Source organism: Salmonella enterica subsp. enterica serovar Typhimurium str. LT2, assembly GCF_000006945.2.
GTDB classification, from domain to species: domain Bacteria; phylum Pseudomonadota; class Gammaproteobacteria; order Enterobacterales; family Enterobacteriaceae; genus Salmonella; species Salmonella enterica.
Map to the genome: position 1 here is coordinate 4,157,983 of NC_003197.2, position 17,706 is coordinate 4,175,688.

A 17,706-nucleotide genomic window follows, 5' to 3' on the forward strand; every position below is an offset into this window, starting at 1 on the left:
CACCCAGTAGATACTGGCTCATTATCCTGTCATCCAGGATCAACTCCTAAGGCTATCCCTTTTTGCTGATAGCCTTAGCGGTTGTCAGCGACCTTTCATTTTTTCCCGTCGCGTTGAGTCAGGCTGTTTAATGGTCTGAAACCCAATTTGTTTCTGTGTGCCCATCTGAACTGTCCGATATTTTTACGCATTGGGAGTCCCGGTCATGCTGAGCGCATTTCAACTGGAAAAAAACCGACTGACCCGGCTGGAAGTCGAGGAGTCACAAAGCCTGATTGATGCCGTATGGGTCGATTTGGTCGAACCGGACGACGACGAGCGATTGCGCGTACAATCTGAGCTGGGCCAGAGTCTGGCGACGCGTCCTGAACTGGAAGATATCGAAGCATCCGCGCGCTTCTTTGAAGACGAAGACGGACTGCATATCCACTCCTTCTTCTTCTTCGAAGATGCGGAAGATCATGCCGGTAACTCTACGGTGGCATTCACTATTCGCGATGGCCGTCTGTTTACGCTGCGTGAACGCGAACTGCCCGCCTTCCGTTTGTATCGTATGCGCGCCCGCAGCCAGGCGATGGTCGACGGTAATGCTTATGAATTACTGCTCGATCTGTTCGAAACTAAAATTGAACAGTTGGCGGATGAAATCGAAAACATCTACAGCGATCTGGAAAAACTGAGCCGCGTCATTATGGAAGGGCATCAGGGCGATGAATACGACGAAGCGCTCTCCACGCTGGCGGAACTGGAAGATATCGGCTGGAAGGTACGCCTGTGTCTGATGGATACCCAACGCGCGCTGAACTTCCTGGTGCGCAAGGCGCGCTTACCGGGCGGACAGCTGGAGCAGGCGCGTGAGATCCTGCGCGATATCGAATCTCTGCTGCCGCACAATGAATCGCTGTTCCAGAAGGTGAACTTCCTGATGCAGGCGGCGATGGGTTTCATCAACATCGAGCAGAACCGTATTATCAAAATCTTCTCGGTGGTTTCCGTGGTGTTCCTGCCGCCGACGCTGGTCGCTTCCAGCTATGGGATGAACTTCGAGTTTATGCCGGAACTGAAGTGGAGCTTTGGTTATCCAGGCGCGATTATCTTTATGATTCTGGCGGGGCTTGCGCCGTATTTGTACTTTAAGCGCAAGAACTGGCTGTAAGACATTAAGGCCAGGGTGATTCAGCTGCGGCTGAACCACCCTGAAAAGTTACAGGCTCCAGGTATTGATACCTTTAACCTCTTTTTCATAGAACCACTTATTTGTATTGACGCCGACATAAGCTGCGACAACAAGTCCAAGTATGTTAACGCCGATTAATGCTCCAATAAATATTGCAACGATCCCTAATAAAATAACTATAATTGCTTTTTTCCACAGACCCAGTACAAACAAATAAATCCATGAGAAGAAAAAGGCAATAAAGTTTATTTGAATAGTCAACCGTTGTCGGGGCTTTAATGCTTTAAATGCCTGTTTATATTCTGGGCTTACTTTCCAAAATCCAGGGAAACCATGTTGATCGTAAAATGAAAAACGGTATTTCCATTTTTCAGATAGCGAACCATCATTAATATAATCCTTGTCCATGTAAACTCCATTAAATTACTTGTTGAGTGAATTCGAATCCGGGGGGGCCAGAAGTAGCAGAGAAAAGGTTGCAAAATACCAGATTAGAAAAAGAGGCATACCAAAGCCATCGCAAGCGAAATCTTCAGCAACCATTATCACGAAGGAGGCAATATAGATTACAAGCGTACCCCATACATAGAATTTTATATATTCAAAGCCACTGTCTCTGAATCGCTGACAGTTTAAATTAATGACGAGATAATGTAGTAAAATTGTGAATAAAATTGCCAGTATCACAAAGCTTAAATATAATAAAACCCCAACCAAAATGGAAAATATTATATTTATTAGCGCGAATGATAATAAATAACGACATCTGGAAACACATCTCTCAGATGAAGGAATAAAAACACTTAACATTAATTTCACATCCATATGTTGGGTTACGTCGTTAGCATGACAATATGCTACCCCCCTTACAAGGGGAGGCATATTTTTTCAGATTATATTTAGAATAATAGTCGCGTTATTTTTTACGCTGCGTATAAATCGCATCCATCACGAAAATCGCCAGCGCGACCCAGATAAACGCAAATGTCACCATCTTATCCGCGCCCGGCACTTCGCCATAAAACGTCACCGCCAGTAAAAACATCAGCGTTGGGCCGATATACTGGAAAAAGCCCAGTGTAGAAAGACGCAGACGCGTAGCCGCTCCGGTGAAGCACAGCAGCGGAATCGTAGTGACCACACCCGCCGCCATTAACAGCAAGTTCAACGATAGTGCGTTTTGCCCCATATGGCTGGTAGGGCTATCGGCGATGCCAAACAGATAAATCGCGGCGACCGGCAACAGCCATAGCGTTTCAACCAGCATACCCGTCTGCGCTTCAACGGCGATCTTCTTACGCACCAGGCCGTAAAACGCAAAACTAAACGCCAGCCCCAGCGCGATAATCGGCAGCGAGCCAAAGGTCCAGAGTTGCACCAGCACGCCGCACACCGCCAGAATCACCGCCAGCCACTGCATTCGACGGAAGCGTTCGCCAAGAAAAATCATCCCCAGCAAGATGTTAACCAGCGGATTAATGAAATAACCCAGGCTGGCCTCCAGCATATGGTGATTATTTACCGCCCAAATGAACAATAGCCAGTTACCGCCGACCAGTACGGCGGACAGGGCCAGCAGGAAAATCTTCTTTGGCGTTTTCAGTAAGCGCTTAACCTGTCGCCACTGCCGGCTGACGCTAAGCAGCGCCACCATAAAGAAAAATGACCAAATCACGCGGTGCGTCAGGATCTCATCTGCGGGAACGTAATAGATCAGCTTGAAATACGCGGGGGCGATCCCCCAAATAAAATAGGCGGCAAGAGCGAGTAATACGCCCTGCCGTGTTTGTTTTGCGTCCATCCGGAAAACTCGTATCTGAAGTGTAACAACAGTTTACCTGCTTTTATCCCACCATATAAGTAGCGGTGGCGCTGGCGATGTACAGCTGATCTTCATTGTGTAATTCCACGCGGGCGACGGCCACTTTATTCCCTGCGCGCAGCAGGCTACTGGTGGCCGTAAAGCGGTTGCCTCTGCCCGGACGCAGGTAATCGACGCGCAGGTCAATCGTTCCCATCCGCGACAGGCGCTGGCGTAGTTCATCTTCGCTGATGGTTTCGTGGCGAGTTAGCGTGCTGCCGACGCATACCAGTCCGGCGGCGACATCCAGCGCAGAGGCGATCACGCCGCCGTGTAAAATGCTTTGCGCCCAGTTGCCGACCATCATCGGCTGGTTGTTGAAGGCCAGTTGGGCGAACGCTTTTTCATAGCGTTCCAGCTCCAGCCCTAACGCCCGATTAAACGGCATGTGGTAGACAAACATTTCACCCACTAATTTCAGAGCTTGTTCAGCGGTAAGTACAGCGGACATAGATTCCTGACACCTCATTAGTTAATGAAATGTTGATATTATGCTTCTTAATTGTTGTTTTCTACTTTAAGAAGGGATAACTAACGGCTATGTGTGTAAATATGTAAAAATGGTTGGCAGAGAATGATTCAAGCTGAAAATACTTCGTCAGGAGAACGTCAAGAATGCGGGCGATTTTGAGAGGGTTGTTGCCAGCCACGCTACTGCCATTAGCGGCATATGCACAAGAAGCTACGATAAAAGAGGTTCATGATGCGCCTGCAGTACGGGGAAGTATCATCGCTAACATGCTACAGGAGCATGATAACCCTTTTACGCTTTACCCTTATGACACGAACTACTTGATCTACACGAACACCAGCGATCTGAACAAAGAGGCCATAAGTACCTACAACTGGTCTGAAAACGCACGTAAAGATGAAGTGAAATTTCAGTTGAGCCTGGCGTTTCCGCTGTGGCGCGGAATACTGGGGCCGAACTCGGTACTGGGCGCTTCCTATACGCAGAAATCCTGGTGGCAGCTTTCCAACAGTAAAGAGTCTTCGCCGTTTCGCGAAACCAACTACGAACCGCAGCTTTTTCTTGGTTTTGCTACCGATTATCGCTTTGCCGGCTGGACGCTGCGCGACGTAGAGATGGGCTACAACCATGACTCTAACGGACGTTCGGACCCCACCTCGCGTAGCTGGAACCGTCTGTATACCCGTCTGATGGCCGAAAACGGTAACTGGCTGGTAGAGGTCAAACCGTGGTACGTGATTGGCAGTACCGATGATAATCCGGACATCACCAAATATATGGGTTATTACCAGCTTAAAATCGGTTATCACCTGGGCGAGGCGGTATTAAGCGCCAAAGGCCAGTACAACTGGAATACAGGCTACGGCGGCGCGGAAGTTGGATTAAGCTATCCGGTCACTAAACATGTCCGGCTTTATACCCAGGTGTACAGCGGCTATGGCGAATCGCTGATCGACTATAATTTTAATCAGACACGTGTCGGCGTCGGCGTGATGCTTAACGATATCTTCTGATTGGATTGTGTTTTAAACATTGCAGTTTCTCTCGCAGGCGCTGAAAATAGCGCCTGTTTTGATTTATGGTGAACGGGGTTAATGTGGCGCAGGCGGAAGTGTTGAATCTGGAATCAGGGGCCAAACAGGTTTTGCAGGAAACCTTTGGCTACCAACAGTTTCGCCCGGGTCAGGAAGCGATTATTGATACTGCGCTCTCCGGTCGCGACTGTCTGGTCGTCATGCCCACCGGCGGCGGCAAATCTCTGTGCTATCAAATCCCCGCGTTGTTGCTGGACGGGTTGACTGTCGTCGTTTCGCCATTAATCTCGTTGATGAAAGACCAGGTCGATCAGCTACTGGCGAACGGTGTGGCGGCGGCGTGCCTGAACTCCACTCAAAGCCGCGAGCAGCAGCTTGAGGTGATGGCGGGGTGCCGTACCGGACAGATTCGTCTGCTGTATATTGCGCCGGAACGCCTGATGCTGGACAACTTTCTTGATCATCTGGCGCACTGGAATCCGGTATTGCTGGCGGTGGATGAAGCGCACTGTATCTCGCAATGGGGACATGATTTCCGTCCGGAATATGCGGCGCTCGGTCAGCTTCGCCAGCGTTTTCCCGCTTTGCCGTTTATGGCATTGACCGCCACCGCCGACGACACCACGCGCCAGGATATTATTCGTCTGCTTGGGCTTAACGATCCGTTAATCCAGATTAGTAGCTTTGACCGACCGAATATCCGCTACATGCTGATGGAGAAGTTTAAGCCGCTCGACCAGTTAATGCGCTATGTTCAGGAGCAACGCGGCAAATCGGGTATCATCTACTGTAACAGCCGGGCGAAAGTGGAAGATACCGCTGCGCGCTTGCAAAGTCGCGGCATTAGCGCGGCGGCCTATCATGCGGGGCTGGAAAACGCTATTCGCGTCGATGTGCAGGAAAAATTTCAGCGCGACGATCTGCAAATCGTGGTGGCGACCGTCGCTTTTGGAATGGGCATAAACAAACCTAACGTACGTTTCGTCGTGCATTTCGATATCCCGCGCAATATTGAATCCTACTATCAGGAAACGGGCCGCGCCGGGCGCGACGGACTGCCTGCGGAAGCCATGCTATTTTACGATCCGGCTGATATGGCCTGGCTACGTCGTTGTCTGGAAGAGAAACCAGCCGGACAGCTTCAGGATATTGAACGGCATAAACTGAATGCGATGGGCGCTTTTGCTGAAGCGCAAACCTGCCGCCGCCTGGTATTGCTTAATTACTTTGGCGAAGGCCGACAAGAACCGTGCGGCAACTGCGATATCTGTCTCGATCCGCCCAAACAATATGATGGCTTAAACGATGCCCAGATTGCGCTTTCTACCATTGGTCGGGTTAACCAGCGTTTTGGCATGGGCTACGTTGTCGAGGTGATCCGCGGCGCGAATAACCAACGCATCCGCGATTTCGGTCATGACAAACTCAAGGTTTATGGCATGGGACGCGAAAAGAGCCATGAGCACTGGGTGAGCGTGATTCGCCAGCTCATTCATCTGGGGCTGGTAATGCAAAATATTGCGCAGCACTCCGCATTACAGTTGACGGATGCCGCGCGTCCGGTACTCCGTGGAGACGTTCCGCTAAAGCTTGCGGTGCCGCGCATCGTCGCCCTCAAACCCCGCGTGATGCAGAAATCGTTCGGCGGTAATTACGATCGCAAATTGTTCGCTAAGTTGCGCAAGCTGCGTAAAGCTATCGCTGATGAAGAGAATATCCCGCCGTATGTGGTCTTTAACGACGCCACGTTGATAGAAATGGCGGAACAGATGCCGGTTTCCGCCAGCGAGATGTTAAGCGTTAACGGGGTTGGGATGCGCAAACTGGAGCGCTTCGGGAAAGAATTTATGGCGCTCATCCGCGCGCATGTCGATGGTGATGACGAAGAGTAGTCAGCCCGGCAAAAAAGTGCCAGGATGGTGACTCACTGAACTATTTCCCCGCGAGCCATTTTTATGATGATGCTATTTTTCACCGTGGCAATGGTGCACATCGTTGCGCTAATGAGCCCCGGCCCCGACTTTTTCTTCGTGTCTCAAACTGCTGTCAGCCGTTCGCGTAAAGAAGCGATGATGGGCGTACTGGGCATCACCTGCGGCGTGATGGTATGGGCGGGCGTGGCGCTGCTTGGCCTGCATCTCATCATCGAAAAAATGGCCTGGCTGCATACGATCATTATGGTAGGCGGCGGCCTGTACCTGTGCTGGATGGGCTATCAGATGCTGCGCGGCGCGCTGAAAAAACAGGATGCGGCGGCGTCTTCTCCGCACATTGAACTGGCGCAGAGCGGGCGCAGCTTTCTCAAAGGGCTGCTGACCAATCTGTCGAATCCTAAAGCGATTATCTATTTTGGTTCCGTTTTTTCACTTTTTGTCGGCGATAACGTCGGCGCTGCGGCGCGCTGGGGTATTTTCGCGTTAATCACCCTGGAAACGCTGGCCTGGTTTACCGTAGTCGCCAGCCTGTTCGCGCTGCCGAAAATGCGCCGTGGCTATCAGCGTCTGGCGAAATGGATTGATGGCTTTGCCGGCGCTCTGTTTGCGGGCTTTGGTATTCACCTGATTATTTCGCGCTAATTTACCTCCGGGCCGGATAAACATCATCCGGCACGACTATCACGCGTGTCTTGCCGACGCCAGGAGCGCGCCTACCAGCATAAACAACGAACCAAACGCTTTATTCAGCGCCTTCATCTGCTTTGGTCCTTTAATCCAGGCGGCAATGCGCTGCGCCAGTGTGGCGTAACCGGTCATCACAACCATATCCACCACAATCGTGGTGACGCCGAGAATGAGGTACTGCGCCAGTTGCGGTTGCTGCGGCATGATGAATTGCGGAAACAGGGCGGCAAGAAAGACAATACTTTTGGGATTGGTTAGATTGACAAATATCGCCCGTTTGAACAGCCGACCCCGCGATTGCGTCTGGGCGAGGGTATGCAGATCGATAGCGCCTGCGGCGCGCCATTGCTGGATACCCAGCCAGATAAGATAAGCCGCGCCAGCCCATTTCAGAATTTCAAAAGCGAGGAGCGAGCGCGAAAAGAGCGTACCCAGTCCGACGCCCACCAGTACGATATGTATCCCCAGCCCGGTCTGGAGTCCGGCGATAGAAGCCACTGCGCCACGATATCCATGGTTGATAGACGTCGTCATGGTATTGATGGCGCCTGAACCCGGAGAAAGACTCAGCAGAGTTGAGGTCAGTAGATAGGCGAACCACCATTCAAAGGTCATGCGAAACTCCCTGGTTGTCTGTTTTTGTGCCACAATACGCTACTGCCGCTGTGTTGTGTCAGGCACGACGCAAAAAACGATTTTACCTGGTAAACGAGGCCGAAAACCCGATGTTTCAGCAGCAAAATGACTGGGAAACAAGAGAAAATGCGTTTGCCGCTTTTGCTATGGGGCCGCTGACCGATTTCTGGCGTCAGCGGGAAGAGGCGGAGTTTATCGGCGTGGGTAACATTCCGGTGCGCTTTGTCCGTTTTCGAAATGATTCCAACGATCGGACGATCGTCATTTGTCCTGGCCGCATTGAGAGTTATGTAAAATACGCTGAACTGGCGTATGACCTTTTTCATCTCGGTTTTGATATCTTCATCATCGACCACCGTGGTCAAGGGCGCTCCGGGCGGATGTTATCGGACCCGCATCGGGGTCATGTCGATCATTTTAACGATTATGTTGAGGACTTAGCGGCGTTCTGGCAGCAGGAAATTGAGCCGGGGCCGTGGCGTAAGCGTTATATCCTGGCGCACTCAATGGGGGGCGCGATAGCCACCCTGTTCCTGCAACGCCATCGTGTGCGGTGCGACGCTATTGCGCTCACCGCGCCGATGTTTGGTATTGTGATACGCTTGCCTTCCTTTATGGTGCGCCATATTCTCGACTGGGCCGAAGGGCACCAGCGTATCCGTGAAGATTACGCTATTGGTACCGGTCAGTGGCGGGCGTTGCCGTTTGGGATGAATGCGCTGACCCACAGCCGCCAGCGTTATCAGCGCAACTTACGATTTTATGCCGACGAGCCGCAGCTGCGCGTTGGCGGCCCCACCTGGCATTGGGTACGCGAAGGCATTCTGGCGGGTGAGCAGGTACTGGCTGGGGCGAGCGATGACACGACGCCTACGCTACTGATTCAGGCGGAAGAAGAGCGGGTAGTGGATAACCGCACCCACGATCGTTTTTGTGAAATTCGCGCCGCGGCGGGATACCCTTGTGAAGGGGGAAAACCGCTGGTTATCAAAGGCGCGTACCATGAGATCCTTTTTGAAAAGGACGCCATGCGCTCAGTCGCGCTTAACGCCATTGTTGAATTTTTCAACAAGCCTAATTTATCCAGCGGAAATCGCTTTGCTTAGAGGTTAAATTTTATTATGTATCAGGTTGTTGCGTCTGATTTAGATGGCACGCTGCTCTCCCCCGACCATACGTTGTCCCCTTATGCCAAAGAGACTCTGAAGCTGTTGACCGCACGCGGCATCCATTTTGTCTTTGCCACTGGTCGTCATCATGTCGATGTAGGGCAAATCCGCGATAATCTTGAAATCAAGTCTTACATGATCACCTCCAACGGCGCGCGAGTGCACGATACCGACGGGAATTTGGTTTTTACGCATAATCTGGACAGCGACATTGCCAGCGACCTGTTCGGGGTGGTGAATGCGAACCCGGACATCGTGACTAACGTTTATCGCGACGACGAATGGTTTATGAATCGTCATCGCCCCGATGAAATGCGTTTTTTCAAAGAGGCGGTATTTAACTACTCGCTGTTTGAGCCTGCGCTGCTGGAGCCGGAGGGCGTCAGCAAAGTGTTTTTCACCAGCGACACTCATGAAAAGTTGTTGCCGCTGGAGCAGGCGATTAACGCGCGCTGGGGCGATCGGGTAAACGTGAGCTTCTCTACGCTAACCTGTCTGGAAGTGATGGCGGGCGGAGTGTCGAAAGGTCATGCGCTGGAAGCGGTCGCTCAGGCGATGGGGTACAGTCTGAAAGAGTGTATCGCCTTTGGCGACGGAATGAACGACGCTGAAATGCTCACGATGGCGGGCAAAGGCTGCATCATGGGCAATGCGCACCAGCGTCTGAAAGACCTGTATCCCGAACTTGAGGTGATCGGCATCAACGCGGATAACGCCGTGCCGCATTACCTGCGCGATCTTTTCTTACGCTGATGTGATTGTTTGTTAGTTGACCAGTTGTCAACTTCACTCTCCGCTACAATGGGTGTTCCCTGTTTTAAGAGACATCCATTGTGGCGCTACTCATCATTACCACTATCCTGTGGGCTTTCTCCTTTAGTTTATTTGGCGAGTATCTTGCCGGGCATGTCGATAGCTATTTCGCGGTGCTGATACGCGTTGGGCTGGCGGCGCTCGTTTTTCTGCCGTTTTTGCGTACTCGCGGGCACAACCTAAAAACCATCAGCCTGTATATGCTGGTGGGGGCGATGCAGCTTGGCATCATGTATATGTTGAGCTTCCATGCTTACCTCTACCTGACCGTATCCGAACTGCTGTTGTTTACCGTTCTGACGCCGCTCTATATCACGCTGATTTACGATGTGATGAGTCAGCGTCGTTTGCGCTGGGGCTATGCATTTAGCGCGTTGCTGGCGGTGATTGGCGCCGGGATTATTCGCTACGATCGCGTGACCGACCATTTTTGGGTCGGTTTGCTCCTGGTGCAGCTTTCTAATATCAGTTTCGCTATCGGAATGGTGGGGTATAAACGTCTGATGGAGACCCGTCCCATGCCGCAGCACAACGCCTTTGCGTGGTTCTATCTGGGGGCGTTTTTGGTGGCGGCGGTGGCGTGGTCGCTGTTGGGGAACGCGCAAAAGCTGCCGGAAACCACGCTGCAATGGAGCATTCTGGTGTTTCTCGGCGTGGTGGCGTCAGGCATTGGCTACTTTATGTGGAACTATGGCGCTACCCAGGTAGACGCCGGGACGCTGGGTATCATGAATAACATGCATGTTCCCGCAGGACTGCTGGTTAATCTTGCCATCTGGCATCAGCAGCCCCACTGGCCAAGCTTTATTACAGGCGCGGCTGTGATCCTGGCTTCGCTGTGGGTGCATCGAAAATGGGTCGCTCCGCGCTCCGCACAAACGGCAGATGATCGCAGGCGTGATCCCGCGTCGAGCGAATAAACGCCTCGGTCACCGCCTGACGCTGGTCGCCGTCGCGCACGGCGGCATACAGGCGGCTCCACAGACCATCGCCAAGGGTTTTGGTCACCACCAGACCCTGGCGCTCAACGCTTTCCACCACCCAGTGCGGCAGGGCGGCAATACCCATTCTGGCCGCCACCATCTGAATCAGCAGTAGCGTATTATCCACGCTTTTCAGCAGCGGACTGATACCCGCCGGTTGCAGGAAATGTCGCCAGACATCCAGTCGGCTGCGCTGCACCGGGTAAATCAACAGCGTTTCGCTGGCTAAATCTTCCGGCGTAATCTGCGTTTTGCTGGCCAGCGGATGGTCGGGCGCCAGCACCAGTCGGACTTCAAAATCAAACATCGGCGAATAATGCAGTCCGCTACGCGGCAAAATATCCGACGTCATCACCAAATCCAGCTCGCCTTGTTGCAAGGCCGGTTGCGGATCAAAAGTGACGCCGGAGGTGAAATCCATTTCTACCTGCGGCCAGCTTGCACGGAAGTTTTCCAGCGCCGGGGTCAGCCACTGAATACAGCTATGACATTCAATAGCGATGCGCAGACGAGTTTGCTGCGGTTCGTTGCACGCCTGCAGCGCACGGCTGATTTGCGGCAGCACTTGGTTTGCCAGTTGCAGCAGAACTTCCCCCTGCGGCGTAAAGCGCAGCGGCTGGCTTTTACGCACGAACAGGCGGAAGCCAAGGCGTTGTTCCAGATCGCTGAACTGATGAGACAGAGCGGATTGGGTCTGGTGCAGCACCGCCGCCGCGGCAGCCAGCGATCCACTATTCCGCAATGCCTGGAGTGTTTTCAGATGTTTAATTTCGATCATGAAAGTCCTTCACTTCGCCATGAACAAATTGCGCTTGAGGAATATACAGTACCTTTACATTATGGATGTGTAAACATCCAGACGTCTAAAACTCGTCATATTTCGACTTGCAGATGCGTTGGCTTCCTTGCTTACCCCAGTCACTTACTTCAGTAAGCTCCTGGGGATGCGCTGTGTCGCCGCCTTCCTGCAAGCCGAACTATTTAGAGTTTTACTTTCAGATTCAATAAAATAAGAGAGGAAGTAAAATGACAATATTGACTCATACCCTCGGTTTTCCTCGCGTTGGCCTGCGTCGCGAGTTGAAAAAAGCGCAAGAGAGCTACTGGGCGGGGAACACAACGCGTGAAGCGTTACTGGCGGTGGGGCGCGAACTGCGCGCGCGTCACTGGGAGCAGCAGAAACAAGCGGGTATTGACCTGTTACCGGTAGGCGACTTTGCCTGGTACGACCATGTTCTGACCACCAGCCTGCTGTTAGGCAATGTGCCGGCTCGTCATCAGAACAACGACGGTTCCGTGGACATCGACACTCTGTTCCGCATTGGCCGCGGTCGCGCGCCAACCGGCGAACCGGCGGCGGCAGCGGAAATGACCAAATGGTTTAATACTAACTATCACTACATAGTACCGGAGTTCAGCAAAGGCCAGCAGTTCAGACTCACCTGGACACAGTTGCTGGAGGAAGTGGACGAAGCGCTGGCGCTGGGGCATAAGATCAAACCCGTACTGCTGGGGCCTGTCACGTATCTGTGGCTGGGTAAAGTGAAAGGCGAGCCGTTTGACCGCCTGACGTTGCTGAAAGACATTTTGCCGGTGTATCAGCACGTACTGGCTGAACTGGCAAAACGTGGTATTGAGTGGGTCCAAATTGATGAGCCAGCGCTGGTGCTGGAACTGCCGCAGGCGTGGCTGGATGCCTTCAAACCGGCTTACGACGCGCTCGCCGGCCAGGTGAAGCTGTTGCTGACGACCTATTTTGAAGGCGTGACGCCAAACCTGGACACTATTATCGCGCTACCGGTACAGGGGCTACATGTTGACCTCATTCATGGCAAAGATGATGTAGCGGAACTGCATCAACGTCTGCCGGTCGACTGGCTGCTCTCCGCAGGCTTGATTAACGGGCGTAATGTCTGGCGCGCCGATTTGACCGAAAAATACGCGCAGATTAACGCCATTGTGGGCAAACGCGCGCTGTGGGTAGCATCCTCCTGCTCTTTGCTGCACAGCCCGATCGATCTCAGCGTCGAAACGCGTCTGGATACGGAAGTTAAAAGCTGGTTTGCCTTTGCGCTGCAAAAATGCGGTGAACTGGCGTTGCTGCGCGATGCGCTGAACAGCGGCGAAACGGCGGCGCTTGAGGAATGGAGCGCACCGATTCAGGCTCGTCGTCACTCCCGCCGCGTACATAATGCCGCGGTAGAAAAACGCCTGGCGGCGATCACCGCGCAGGACAGCCAGCGTGAGAATCCGTATGAGGTGCGCGCTGAAGCGCAACGCGCCCGCTTTAAACTTCCCGCCTGGCCGACGACGACTATCGGTTCGTTTCCGCAAACCACGGAGATTCGCGGTCTGCGTCTGGACTTCAAAAAGGGCAACCTCGACGCGAACCACTACCGCACCGGCATCGCCGAACATATCAAACAGGCTATCATCGAGCAGGAGCGTTTAGGGCTGGATGTGCTGGTACACGGCGAAGCCGAGCGAAACGACATGGTGGAATACTTCGGCGAGCATCTGGACGGCTTCGTCTTTACCCAGAATGGTTGGGTGCAAAGCTATGGCTCCCGCTGTGTGAAACCGCCGGTAGTGATTGGCGATATCAGCCGTCCGGCACCGATTACCGTGGAGTGGGCGAAATATGCCCAGTCGCTGACCGACAAGCCGGTAAAAGGGATGTTGACCGGCCCGGTGACTATTCTTTGCTGGTCATTCCCCCGCGAAGACGTGACCCGCGAAACGATTGCGAAACAGATTGCGCTGGCGCTGCGTGATGAAGTCGCGGATCTGGAGGCGGCGGGGATCGGGATTATTCAGATTGACGAACCGGCGCTGCGTGAAGGTTTACCGCTGCGTCGCAGCGACTGGGACGCCTATCTGGAATGGGGTGTGGAAGCCTTCCGCATCAACGCGGCGGTGGCGAAGGATGAAACCCAGATCCACACCCACATGTGTTACTGCGAGTTCAACGACATTATGGATTCGATCGCCGCGCTGGACGCGGATGTGATCACCATTGAGACCTCCCGCTCGGATATGGAGTTGCTGGAGTCGTTCGAAGCGTTCGACTACCCGAACGAAATCGGGCCGGGCGTGTACGATATTCACTCGCCGAACGTGCCGAGCGTCGAGTGGATTGAAGCCCTGCTGAAGAAGGCGGCACAACGTATTCCGGCACAACGCCTGTGGGTGAATCCGGACTGCGGTCTGAAAACTCGCGGTTGGCCGGAAACCCGCGCGGCGTTAGCGAACATGGTCAAAGCGGCGCACAATCTGCGTCAGGCGAAATAACCCATCCTGGCCGCTGCGTTTATCCGGCAGCAATGCGGCGCTACCCTTTGACGGGTAGCGCCCGTGCCTGACCTGATTAACAGCGCCTCTATCTCCTCTTTTTTCTCATTTCCCTTTTTCTTATTTTCCGCGCTGTCTTTTTCAGGATCTGGCTATTTGGCGATCTTGATAATAAAAAGGTTCTCCGTATGAATGACAACCAGGCGGATAGCGTCCCCGGAAGCAGAGCGGCGGCTTTTATTGCCTCGCAGATCGTTTTTCCTGTCATGATCGCCCAGCGCTCTCATAGCACAAAACGAGGTTTTCCATTCTGTTATGTTCCCTGGCGACGATAAACGTCGCATTGTCTCATGGCGCTGGTGAACCTTATTTTTTAACGGAGATGTCTGACATGGCGGTAGCAGGTTGTCACGTAATGGCCAAACCCGGCGGCGCGATCTGCAATATTGATTGCACATATTGCTTCTATCTTGAAAAAGAGGCGCTGTACCCGGAACGCAATAAAAACTGGCGGATGTCGGACGAGACGCTGGAACAATTTATACGCCAGCATATTGCCGCGCAGAGTGGCGACCGCATTGACTTTGCCTGGCAGGGCGGCGAACCGACCATGATGGGGCTACCGTTTTTCCGTCGGGTTGTCGCATTATGTGAAAAGTACGGCGATGGGCGAAAAATCACTCATGCGTTGCAGACGAACGGCATCCTGGTGAATGACGAGTGGGCGCGCTTTTTCGCTGAACAGCATTTTCTCATCGGTCTCTCTATCGACGGCCCGGCGTCGTTACACAACCACTATCGGTTTAATCGCGCTGGAAAAGGAACTCATGAACAGGTCGTCGCAGCCATGGCGCGGCTTAAAGCGCACCATGTCGACTTTAATACCTTAACCGTCGTGGGAAAACATAACGTCGGTCATGCAGCAGACGTCTACGAATTTCTTCTGGCGGCGGGATCGCGTTTTATTCAGTTTATCCCGCTGGTAGAGCGAATGAGCACCGATAACTCATCGGTACTTAATCTGGTGATGCCCGGCGAAAGCGCGGCGACGCTGGCGCCATGGACGGTACCGTCGTGGCAATATGGCGAATTTCTCAACCAGATCTTTGATATCTGGGTTCGTCGCGACGTAGACCGCGTCTATGTGCAGATGTTTGACGTGGCGTTAGCCGCCTGGACGGCGCAGCAGCCGGTACTGTGTGTACATTCCGAGACTTGTGGACATGCCTTCGCGTTGGAGTCGAACGGCGATCTCTACAACTGCGACCACTTTGTCTACCCGGAGCATCTGCTGGGAAATATCCACCAGCACAGCATCAAAGCCTTAAATAATAGCGAGCGGGCTATTGCCTTTGGCGAGGCCAAGCGGGAGACCCTGACCGCCGATTGTCGTCGCTGTGACTACCGCTTTGTATGTCATGGCGGCTGTCCTAAGCATCGCTTTGCCGTCTCGCCGTCTGGTCATCCTGCGCATAATTACTTGTGTGCGGGCTATAAGCATTTTTTCCAGCACGTTACGCCGTATATGAATGTCTGGCGGGAGCTGCTGGCGCAAGGCTATCCGATGGCATCGATCATGCGCTGGCTGGCGCAGGACGCGCGTAAAGACACAGGAGCCGTCAGTCGTAACCATCCCTGTCCCTGCGGCAGCGGCAAAAAATATAAAAAATGCTGTGGTAAAGCATAGCTAACGTGGCGATGACGCTTTGTTGAGCCTACACCGACTCCGGTCTCGTAGGCCCAACAAACATCGTAATGCGCTGTGGTTAGCCTTTTTTCCCACCGTACTGCGCGAACCATTCCAGCATTCTTTGCCAGCCGTCTTTCGCTGAGGCTTCGTGGTAGCCCGGACGATAATCGGCATTAAACGCGTGCCCTGCATCGGGATAGACCACGATTTCCGCCTTCGCATTAGCGGCGCGTAGCGCCTGACGCATGGTTTCCACGCTCTCCTGTGGAATACTGGTATCCTGCCCGCCGTATAAACCCAGTACCGGCGCGTTAAGATCGGTGGCGATATCAACGGGATGCTTCGGCGAATTGAGTGACGTGTCGCCCACCAGCTTGCCGTACCATGCTACCGCCGCTTTTAACTGTGGGTTGTGCGCGGCGTACAGCCAGGTAATCCGGCCTCCCCAACAAAAACCGGTGATCATCAGCCGATGCGCATCCCCGCCGTTGCGCGAAGCCCAACTGGCGACGTGATCCAGGTCGGCAAGGACTTGCGAATCGGGTACTTTAGCCACCAGCCCGCTCAATAATGTGGGTATATCGGCGAAATCATTGGGGTCGCCTTCGCGGAAATAGAGCTCCGGCGCGATAGCGAGATAGCCTTCCAGCGCCAGTCGTCGGCAAATATCGCGAATGTGTTCATGTACGCCAAAAATTTCCTGTACCACAATGACCACCGGCAGCGCGCCGTCGCTCGCTTTTGGTCTGGCGTAATAGGCGGGCATATCGTCGCCCTGAGAGGGAATCGACGTTATCCCCGCGCTAATGGCCCCATCAGGCGTATGAATCATCGTAGGGGCAAGTGGGGAGGCTGCAGGTGCAAAGCCGGATGGATGTGTCGTTGTCATGGTATTCTCCGTACCCTTAAAAAATAGCGCAATCTTAACTATAGACAGTGTGTAACAAACCACATTGCCTTAAAGCGGCTATCTTTTGTGCAATGCCTGGCGATATTGATTATTTATTGTGATGAACATCACTTTTTAATGGTAAGCGAGTGCAATTGTTTTACGTCATAGTGATGGCTGTCACGAAAATATCTTTATGCCTTAGGTAAAGTGTCTCTTTGCTTCTTCTGACAAACCCGATTCACAGAGGAGTTTTATATGTCCAAGTCTGATGTTTTTCATCTCGGCCTCACCAAAAACGATTTACAAGGGGCCCAGCTCGCCATCGTCCCTGGCGATCCTGAGCGTGTGGAAAAGATCGCCGCGCTGATGGATAAGCCGGTTAAGCTGGCATCTCACCGCGAATTCACCTCCTGGCGCGCTGAGCTGGATGGCAAAGCAGTTATCGTTTGCTCTACCGGTATCGGTGGCCCGTCTACCTCTATTGCCGTGGAAGAACTGGCGCAACTGGGTATTCGTACCTTCTTGCGTATCGGCACCACGGGGGCTATTCAGCCGCACATTAACGTCGGCGACGTTCTGGTAACGACCGCATCCGTACGTCTGGATGGGGCGAGCCTGCATTTTGCGCCGATGGAATTCCCGGCGGTTGCCGACTTTGCCTGCACCACTGCGCTGGTTGAAGCCGCGAAATCGATTGGCGCCACGACTCACGTTGGCGTAACCGCCTCTTCCGACACTTTCTATCCGGGTCAGGAACGTTACGACACCTATTCTGGCCGCGTTGTTCGTCGCTTCAAAGGCTCTATGGAAGAGTGGCAGGCGATGGGCGTGATGAACTACGAAATGGAATCCGCTACGCTGTTAACCATGTGCGCAAGCCAGGGTTTACGCGCAGGTATGGTGGCGGGCGTTATCGTCAACCGTACCCAACAAGAGATTCCGAATGCGGAAACGATGAAACAAACTGAAAGCCACGCGGTGAAAATCGTCGTGGAAGCGGCCCGTCGTCTGCTGTAATTCTCCTCTCTTTTGCAAAGGCCGACGCGTTCGGCCTTTTCTTTTTGCGT

The 17,706-nt window shown here is 53.1% G+C and carries 17 protein-coding genes and 19 other annotated features; of the genes, 10 read left to right on the forward strand and 7 right to left on the reverse strand.

The annotated features are described in order from the left end of the window. Window positions 1–90: 90 nt before the first annotated feature. Window positions 91–99 (forward strand) — a -35 signal (putative -35_signal for corA; RegulonDB:STMLTH004634). Further along, window positions 91–1,156, forward strand: a protein-coding gene (gene corA, locus STM3952; RefSeq protein NP_462837.1) for an MIT family Mg2+/Ni2+/Co2+ transport protein. Within the gene, window positions 206–1,156 belong to an annotated coding region; the region does not span the whole gene. Its footprint overlaps the feature before it by 9 nt. Beyond that, window positions 118–126 (forward strand) — a -10 signal (putative -10_signal for corA; RegulonDB:STMLTH004634). Its footprint overlaps the gene before it by 9 nt. Further along, window positions 200–205 (forward strand) — a ribosome-binding site (putative RBS for corA; RegulonDB:STMS1H003892). A 48-nt stretch (window positions 1,157–1,204) precedes the next feature. On the opposite strand, the gene yigF is transcribed toward corA, so the two are convergent. The 4 genes from yigF to yigI all read right to left on the reverse strand — a co-directional run bounded on the left by yigF (window position 1,205) and on the right by yigI (window position 3,507). Beyond that, window positions 1,205–1,596, reverse strand: a protein-coding gene (gene yigF / locus STM3953; protein ID NP_462838.1) for a putative inner membrane protein. Within the gene, window positions 1,205–1,585 belong to an annotated coding region; the region does not span the whole gene. Beyond that, window positions 1,591–1,596 (reverse strand) — a ribosome-binding site (putative RBS for yigF; RegulonDB:STMS1H003893). It overlaps the preceding gene by 6 nt. Before the next feature lie 4 nt (window positions 1,597–1,600). Beyond that, window positions 1,601–2,069, reverse strand: a protein-coding gene (gene yigG / locus STM3954) for a putative inner membrane protein (protein ID NP_462839.1). Within the gene, window positions 1,601–2,059 belong to an annotated coding region; the region does not span the whole gene. Beyond that, window positions 2,064–2,069, reverse strand: a ribosome-binding site (putative RBS for yigG; RegulonDB:STMS1H003894). It overlaps the preceding gene by 6 nt. Window positions 2,070–2,093: 24 nt before the next feature. After that, the gene (gene rarD, locus STM3955; protein NP_462840.1) for a chloramphenicol resistance occupies window positions 2,094–2,996 on the reverse strand. Within the gene, window positions 2,094–2,978 belong to an annotated coding region; the region does not span the whole gene. Next, window positions 2,991–2,996, reverse strand: a ribosome-binding site (putative RBS for rarD; RegulonDB:STMS1H003895). (Overlaps the previous gene by 6 nt.) Before the next feature lie 25 nt (window positions 2,997–3,021). Continuing rightward, complete coding sequence (gene yigI / locus STM3956) at window positions 3,022–3,507, reverse strand: putative PaaI protein (protein ID NP_462841.3); 486 nt, start codon at window positions 3,505–3,507, stop codon at window positions 3,022–3,024. Between the two features lie 130 nt (window positions 3,508–3,637). Continuing rightward, window positions 3,638–3,643: a ribosome-binding site (putative RBS for pldA; RegulonDB:STMS1H003896), on the forward strand. Here yigI and pldA point away from each other — a divergent pair. From pldA to rhtC, 3 genes are all read left to right on the forward strand, one after another. Next, the gene (pldA, locus tag STM3957) for an outer membrane phospholipase A (RefSeq protein NP_462842.1) occupies window positions 3,638–4,523 on the forward strand. Within the gene, window positions 3,654–4,523 belong to an annotated coding region; the region does not span the whole gene. (Overlaps the previous feature by 6 nt.) 65 nt (window positions 4,524–4,588) lie before the next feature. After that, complete coding sequence (recQ, locus tag STM3958) at window positions 4,589–6,436, forward strand: ATP-dependent DNA helicase (protein ID NP_462843.1); 1,848 nt, start codon at window positions 4,589–4,591, stop codon at window positions 6,434–6,436. 63 nt (window positions 6,437–6,499) lie between these two features. Next, a complete protein-coding gene (gene rhtC, locus STM3959; RefSeq protein ID NP_462844.1) occupies window positions 6,500–7,120 on the forward strand; it encodes a RhtB family threonine efflux protein in 621 nt (206 codons plus the stop codon). Window positions 7,121–7,159: 39 nt separating this feature from the next. Here the strand turns inward: rhtC and rthB are convergent. Further along, the gene (gene rthB / locus STM3960; protein NP_462845.1) for a homoserine/homoserine lactone efflux protein occupies window positions 7,160–7,793 on the reverse strand. Within the gene, window positions 7,160–7,780 belong to an annotated coding region; the region does not span the whole gene. Beyond that, window positions 7,788–7,793 (reverse strand) — a ribosome-binding site (putative RBS for rthB; RegulonDB:STMS1H003897). (Overlaps the previous gene by 6 nt.) Window positions 7,794–7,875: 82 nt before the next feature. Beyond that, window positions 7,876–7,881 (forward strand) — a ribosome-binding site (putative RBS for pldB; RegulonDB:STMS1H003898). Here rthB and pldB point away from each other — a divergent pair. The 3 genes from pldB (at window position 7,876) to yigM (ending at window position 10,703) form a co-directional block, all read left to right on the forward strand. Then, the gene (pldB, locus tag STM3961; protein NP_462846.1) for a lysophospholipase L(2) occupies window positions 7,876–8,907 on the forward strand. Within the gene, window positions 7,891–8,907 belong to an annotated coding region; the region does not span the whole gene. It overlaps the preceding feature by 6 nt. Further along, window positions 8,907–8,912: a ribosome-binding site (putative RBS for yigL; RegulonDB:STMS1H003899), on the forward strand. Its footprint overlaps the gene before it by 1 nt. After that, window positions 8,907–9,723 (forward strand): putative hydrolase of the HAD superfamily gene (gene yigL / locus STM3962; RefSeq protein ID NP_462847.1). Within the gene, window positions 8,923–9,723 belong to an annotated coding region; the region does not span the whole gene. (Overlaps the previous feature by 6 nt.) The genes pldB and yigL overlap by 1 nt, the downstream gene beginning before the upstream one ends. 80 nt (window positions 9,724–9,803) lie before the next feature. Continuing rightward, entirely contained in the window at window positions 9,804–10,703 is a 900-nt protein-coding gene (gene yigM, locus STM3963; RefSeq protein NP_462848.1) for a putative transport protein, read from the forward strand. Here yigM and metR read toward each other — a convergent pair. Continuing rightward, window positions 10,591–11,554 (reverse strand): regulator for metE and metH gene (gene metR, locus STM3964; protein ID NP_462849.1). Within the gene, window positions 10,591–11,544 belong to an annotated coding region; the region does not span the whole gene. The genes yigM and metR overlap by 113 nt on opposite strands. Beyond that, window positions 11,549–11,554, reverse strand: a ribosome-binding site (putative RBS for metR; RegulonDB:STMS1H003900). It overlaps the preceding gene by 6 nt. Before the next feature lie 227 nt (window positions 11,555–11,781). Beyond that, window positions 11,782–11,787 (forward strand) — a ribosome-binding site (putative RBS for metE; RegulonDB:STMS1H003901). Between metR and metE the strand changes: the two genes are divergently transcribed. Together metE and STM3966 are read left to right on the forward strand one after the other, a co-directional pair. Then, window positions 11,782–14,057 (forward strand): 5-methyltetrahydropteroyltriglutamate-homocysteine S-methyltransferase gene (gene metE / locus STM3965; protein ID NP_462850.1). Within the gene, window positions 11,793–14,057 belong to an annotated coding region; the region does not span the whole gene. Its footprint overlaps the feature before it by 6 nt. 327 nt (window positions 14,058–14,384) lie before the next feature. Further along, window positions 14,385–14,390 (forward strand) — a ribosome-binding site (putative RBS for STM3966; RegulonDB:STMS1H003902). Next, window positions 14,385–15,744, forward strand: a protein-coding gene (locus STM3966; RefSeq protein ID NP_462851.1) for a putative arylsulfatase regulator. Within the gene, window positions 14,401–15,744 belong to an annotated coding region; the region does not span the whole gene. (Overlaps the previous feature by 6 nt.) 79 nt (window positions 15,745–15,823) lie before the next feature. Here STM3966 and dlhH read toward each other — a convergent pair. Then, window positions 15,824–16,648 (reverse strand): putative dienelactone hydrolase family gene (gene dlhH, locus STM3967; protein NP_462852.1). Within the gene, window positions 15,824–16,636 belong to an annotated coding region; the region does not span the whole gene. Then, window positions 16,643–16,648, reverse strand: a ribosome-binding site (putative RBS for dlhH; RegulonDB:STMS1H003903). It overlaps the preceding gene by 6 nt. Before the next feature lie 105 nt (window positions 16,649–16,753). Beyond that, window positions 16,754–16,769: a protein binding site (putative binding site for CRP, RegulonDB: STMS1H000081), on the forward strand. Window positions 16,770–16,806: 37 nt separating this feature from the next. Then, window positions 16,807–16,821: a protein binding site (putative binding site for CRP, RegulonDB: STMS1H000056), on the forward strand. After that, window positions 16,817–16,825 (forward strand) — a -35 signal (putative -35_signal for udp; RegulonDB:STMLTH004635). (Overlaps the previous feature by 5 nt.) Between dlhH and udp the strand changes: the two genes are divergently transcribed. After that, window positions 16,817–17,656 (forward strand): uridine phosphorylase gene (gene udp / locus STM3968; RefSeq protein ID NP_462853.1). Within the gene, window positions 16,895–17,656 belong to an annotated coding region; the region does not span the whole gene. It overlaps the preceding feature by 9 nt. Further along, window positions 16,841–16,849, forward strand: a -10 signal (putative -10_signal for udp; RegulonDB:STMLTH004635). Its footprint overlaps the gene before it by 9 nt. Continuing rightward, window positions 16,883–16,888: a ribosome-binding site (putative RBS for udp; RegulonDB:STMS1H003904), on the forward strand. Window positions 17,657–17,706 lie beyond the last annotated feature (50 nt).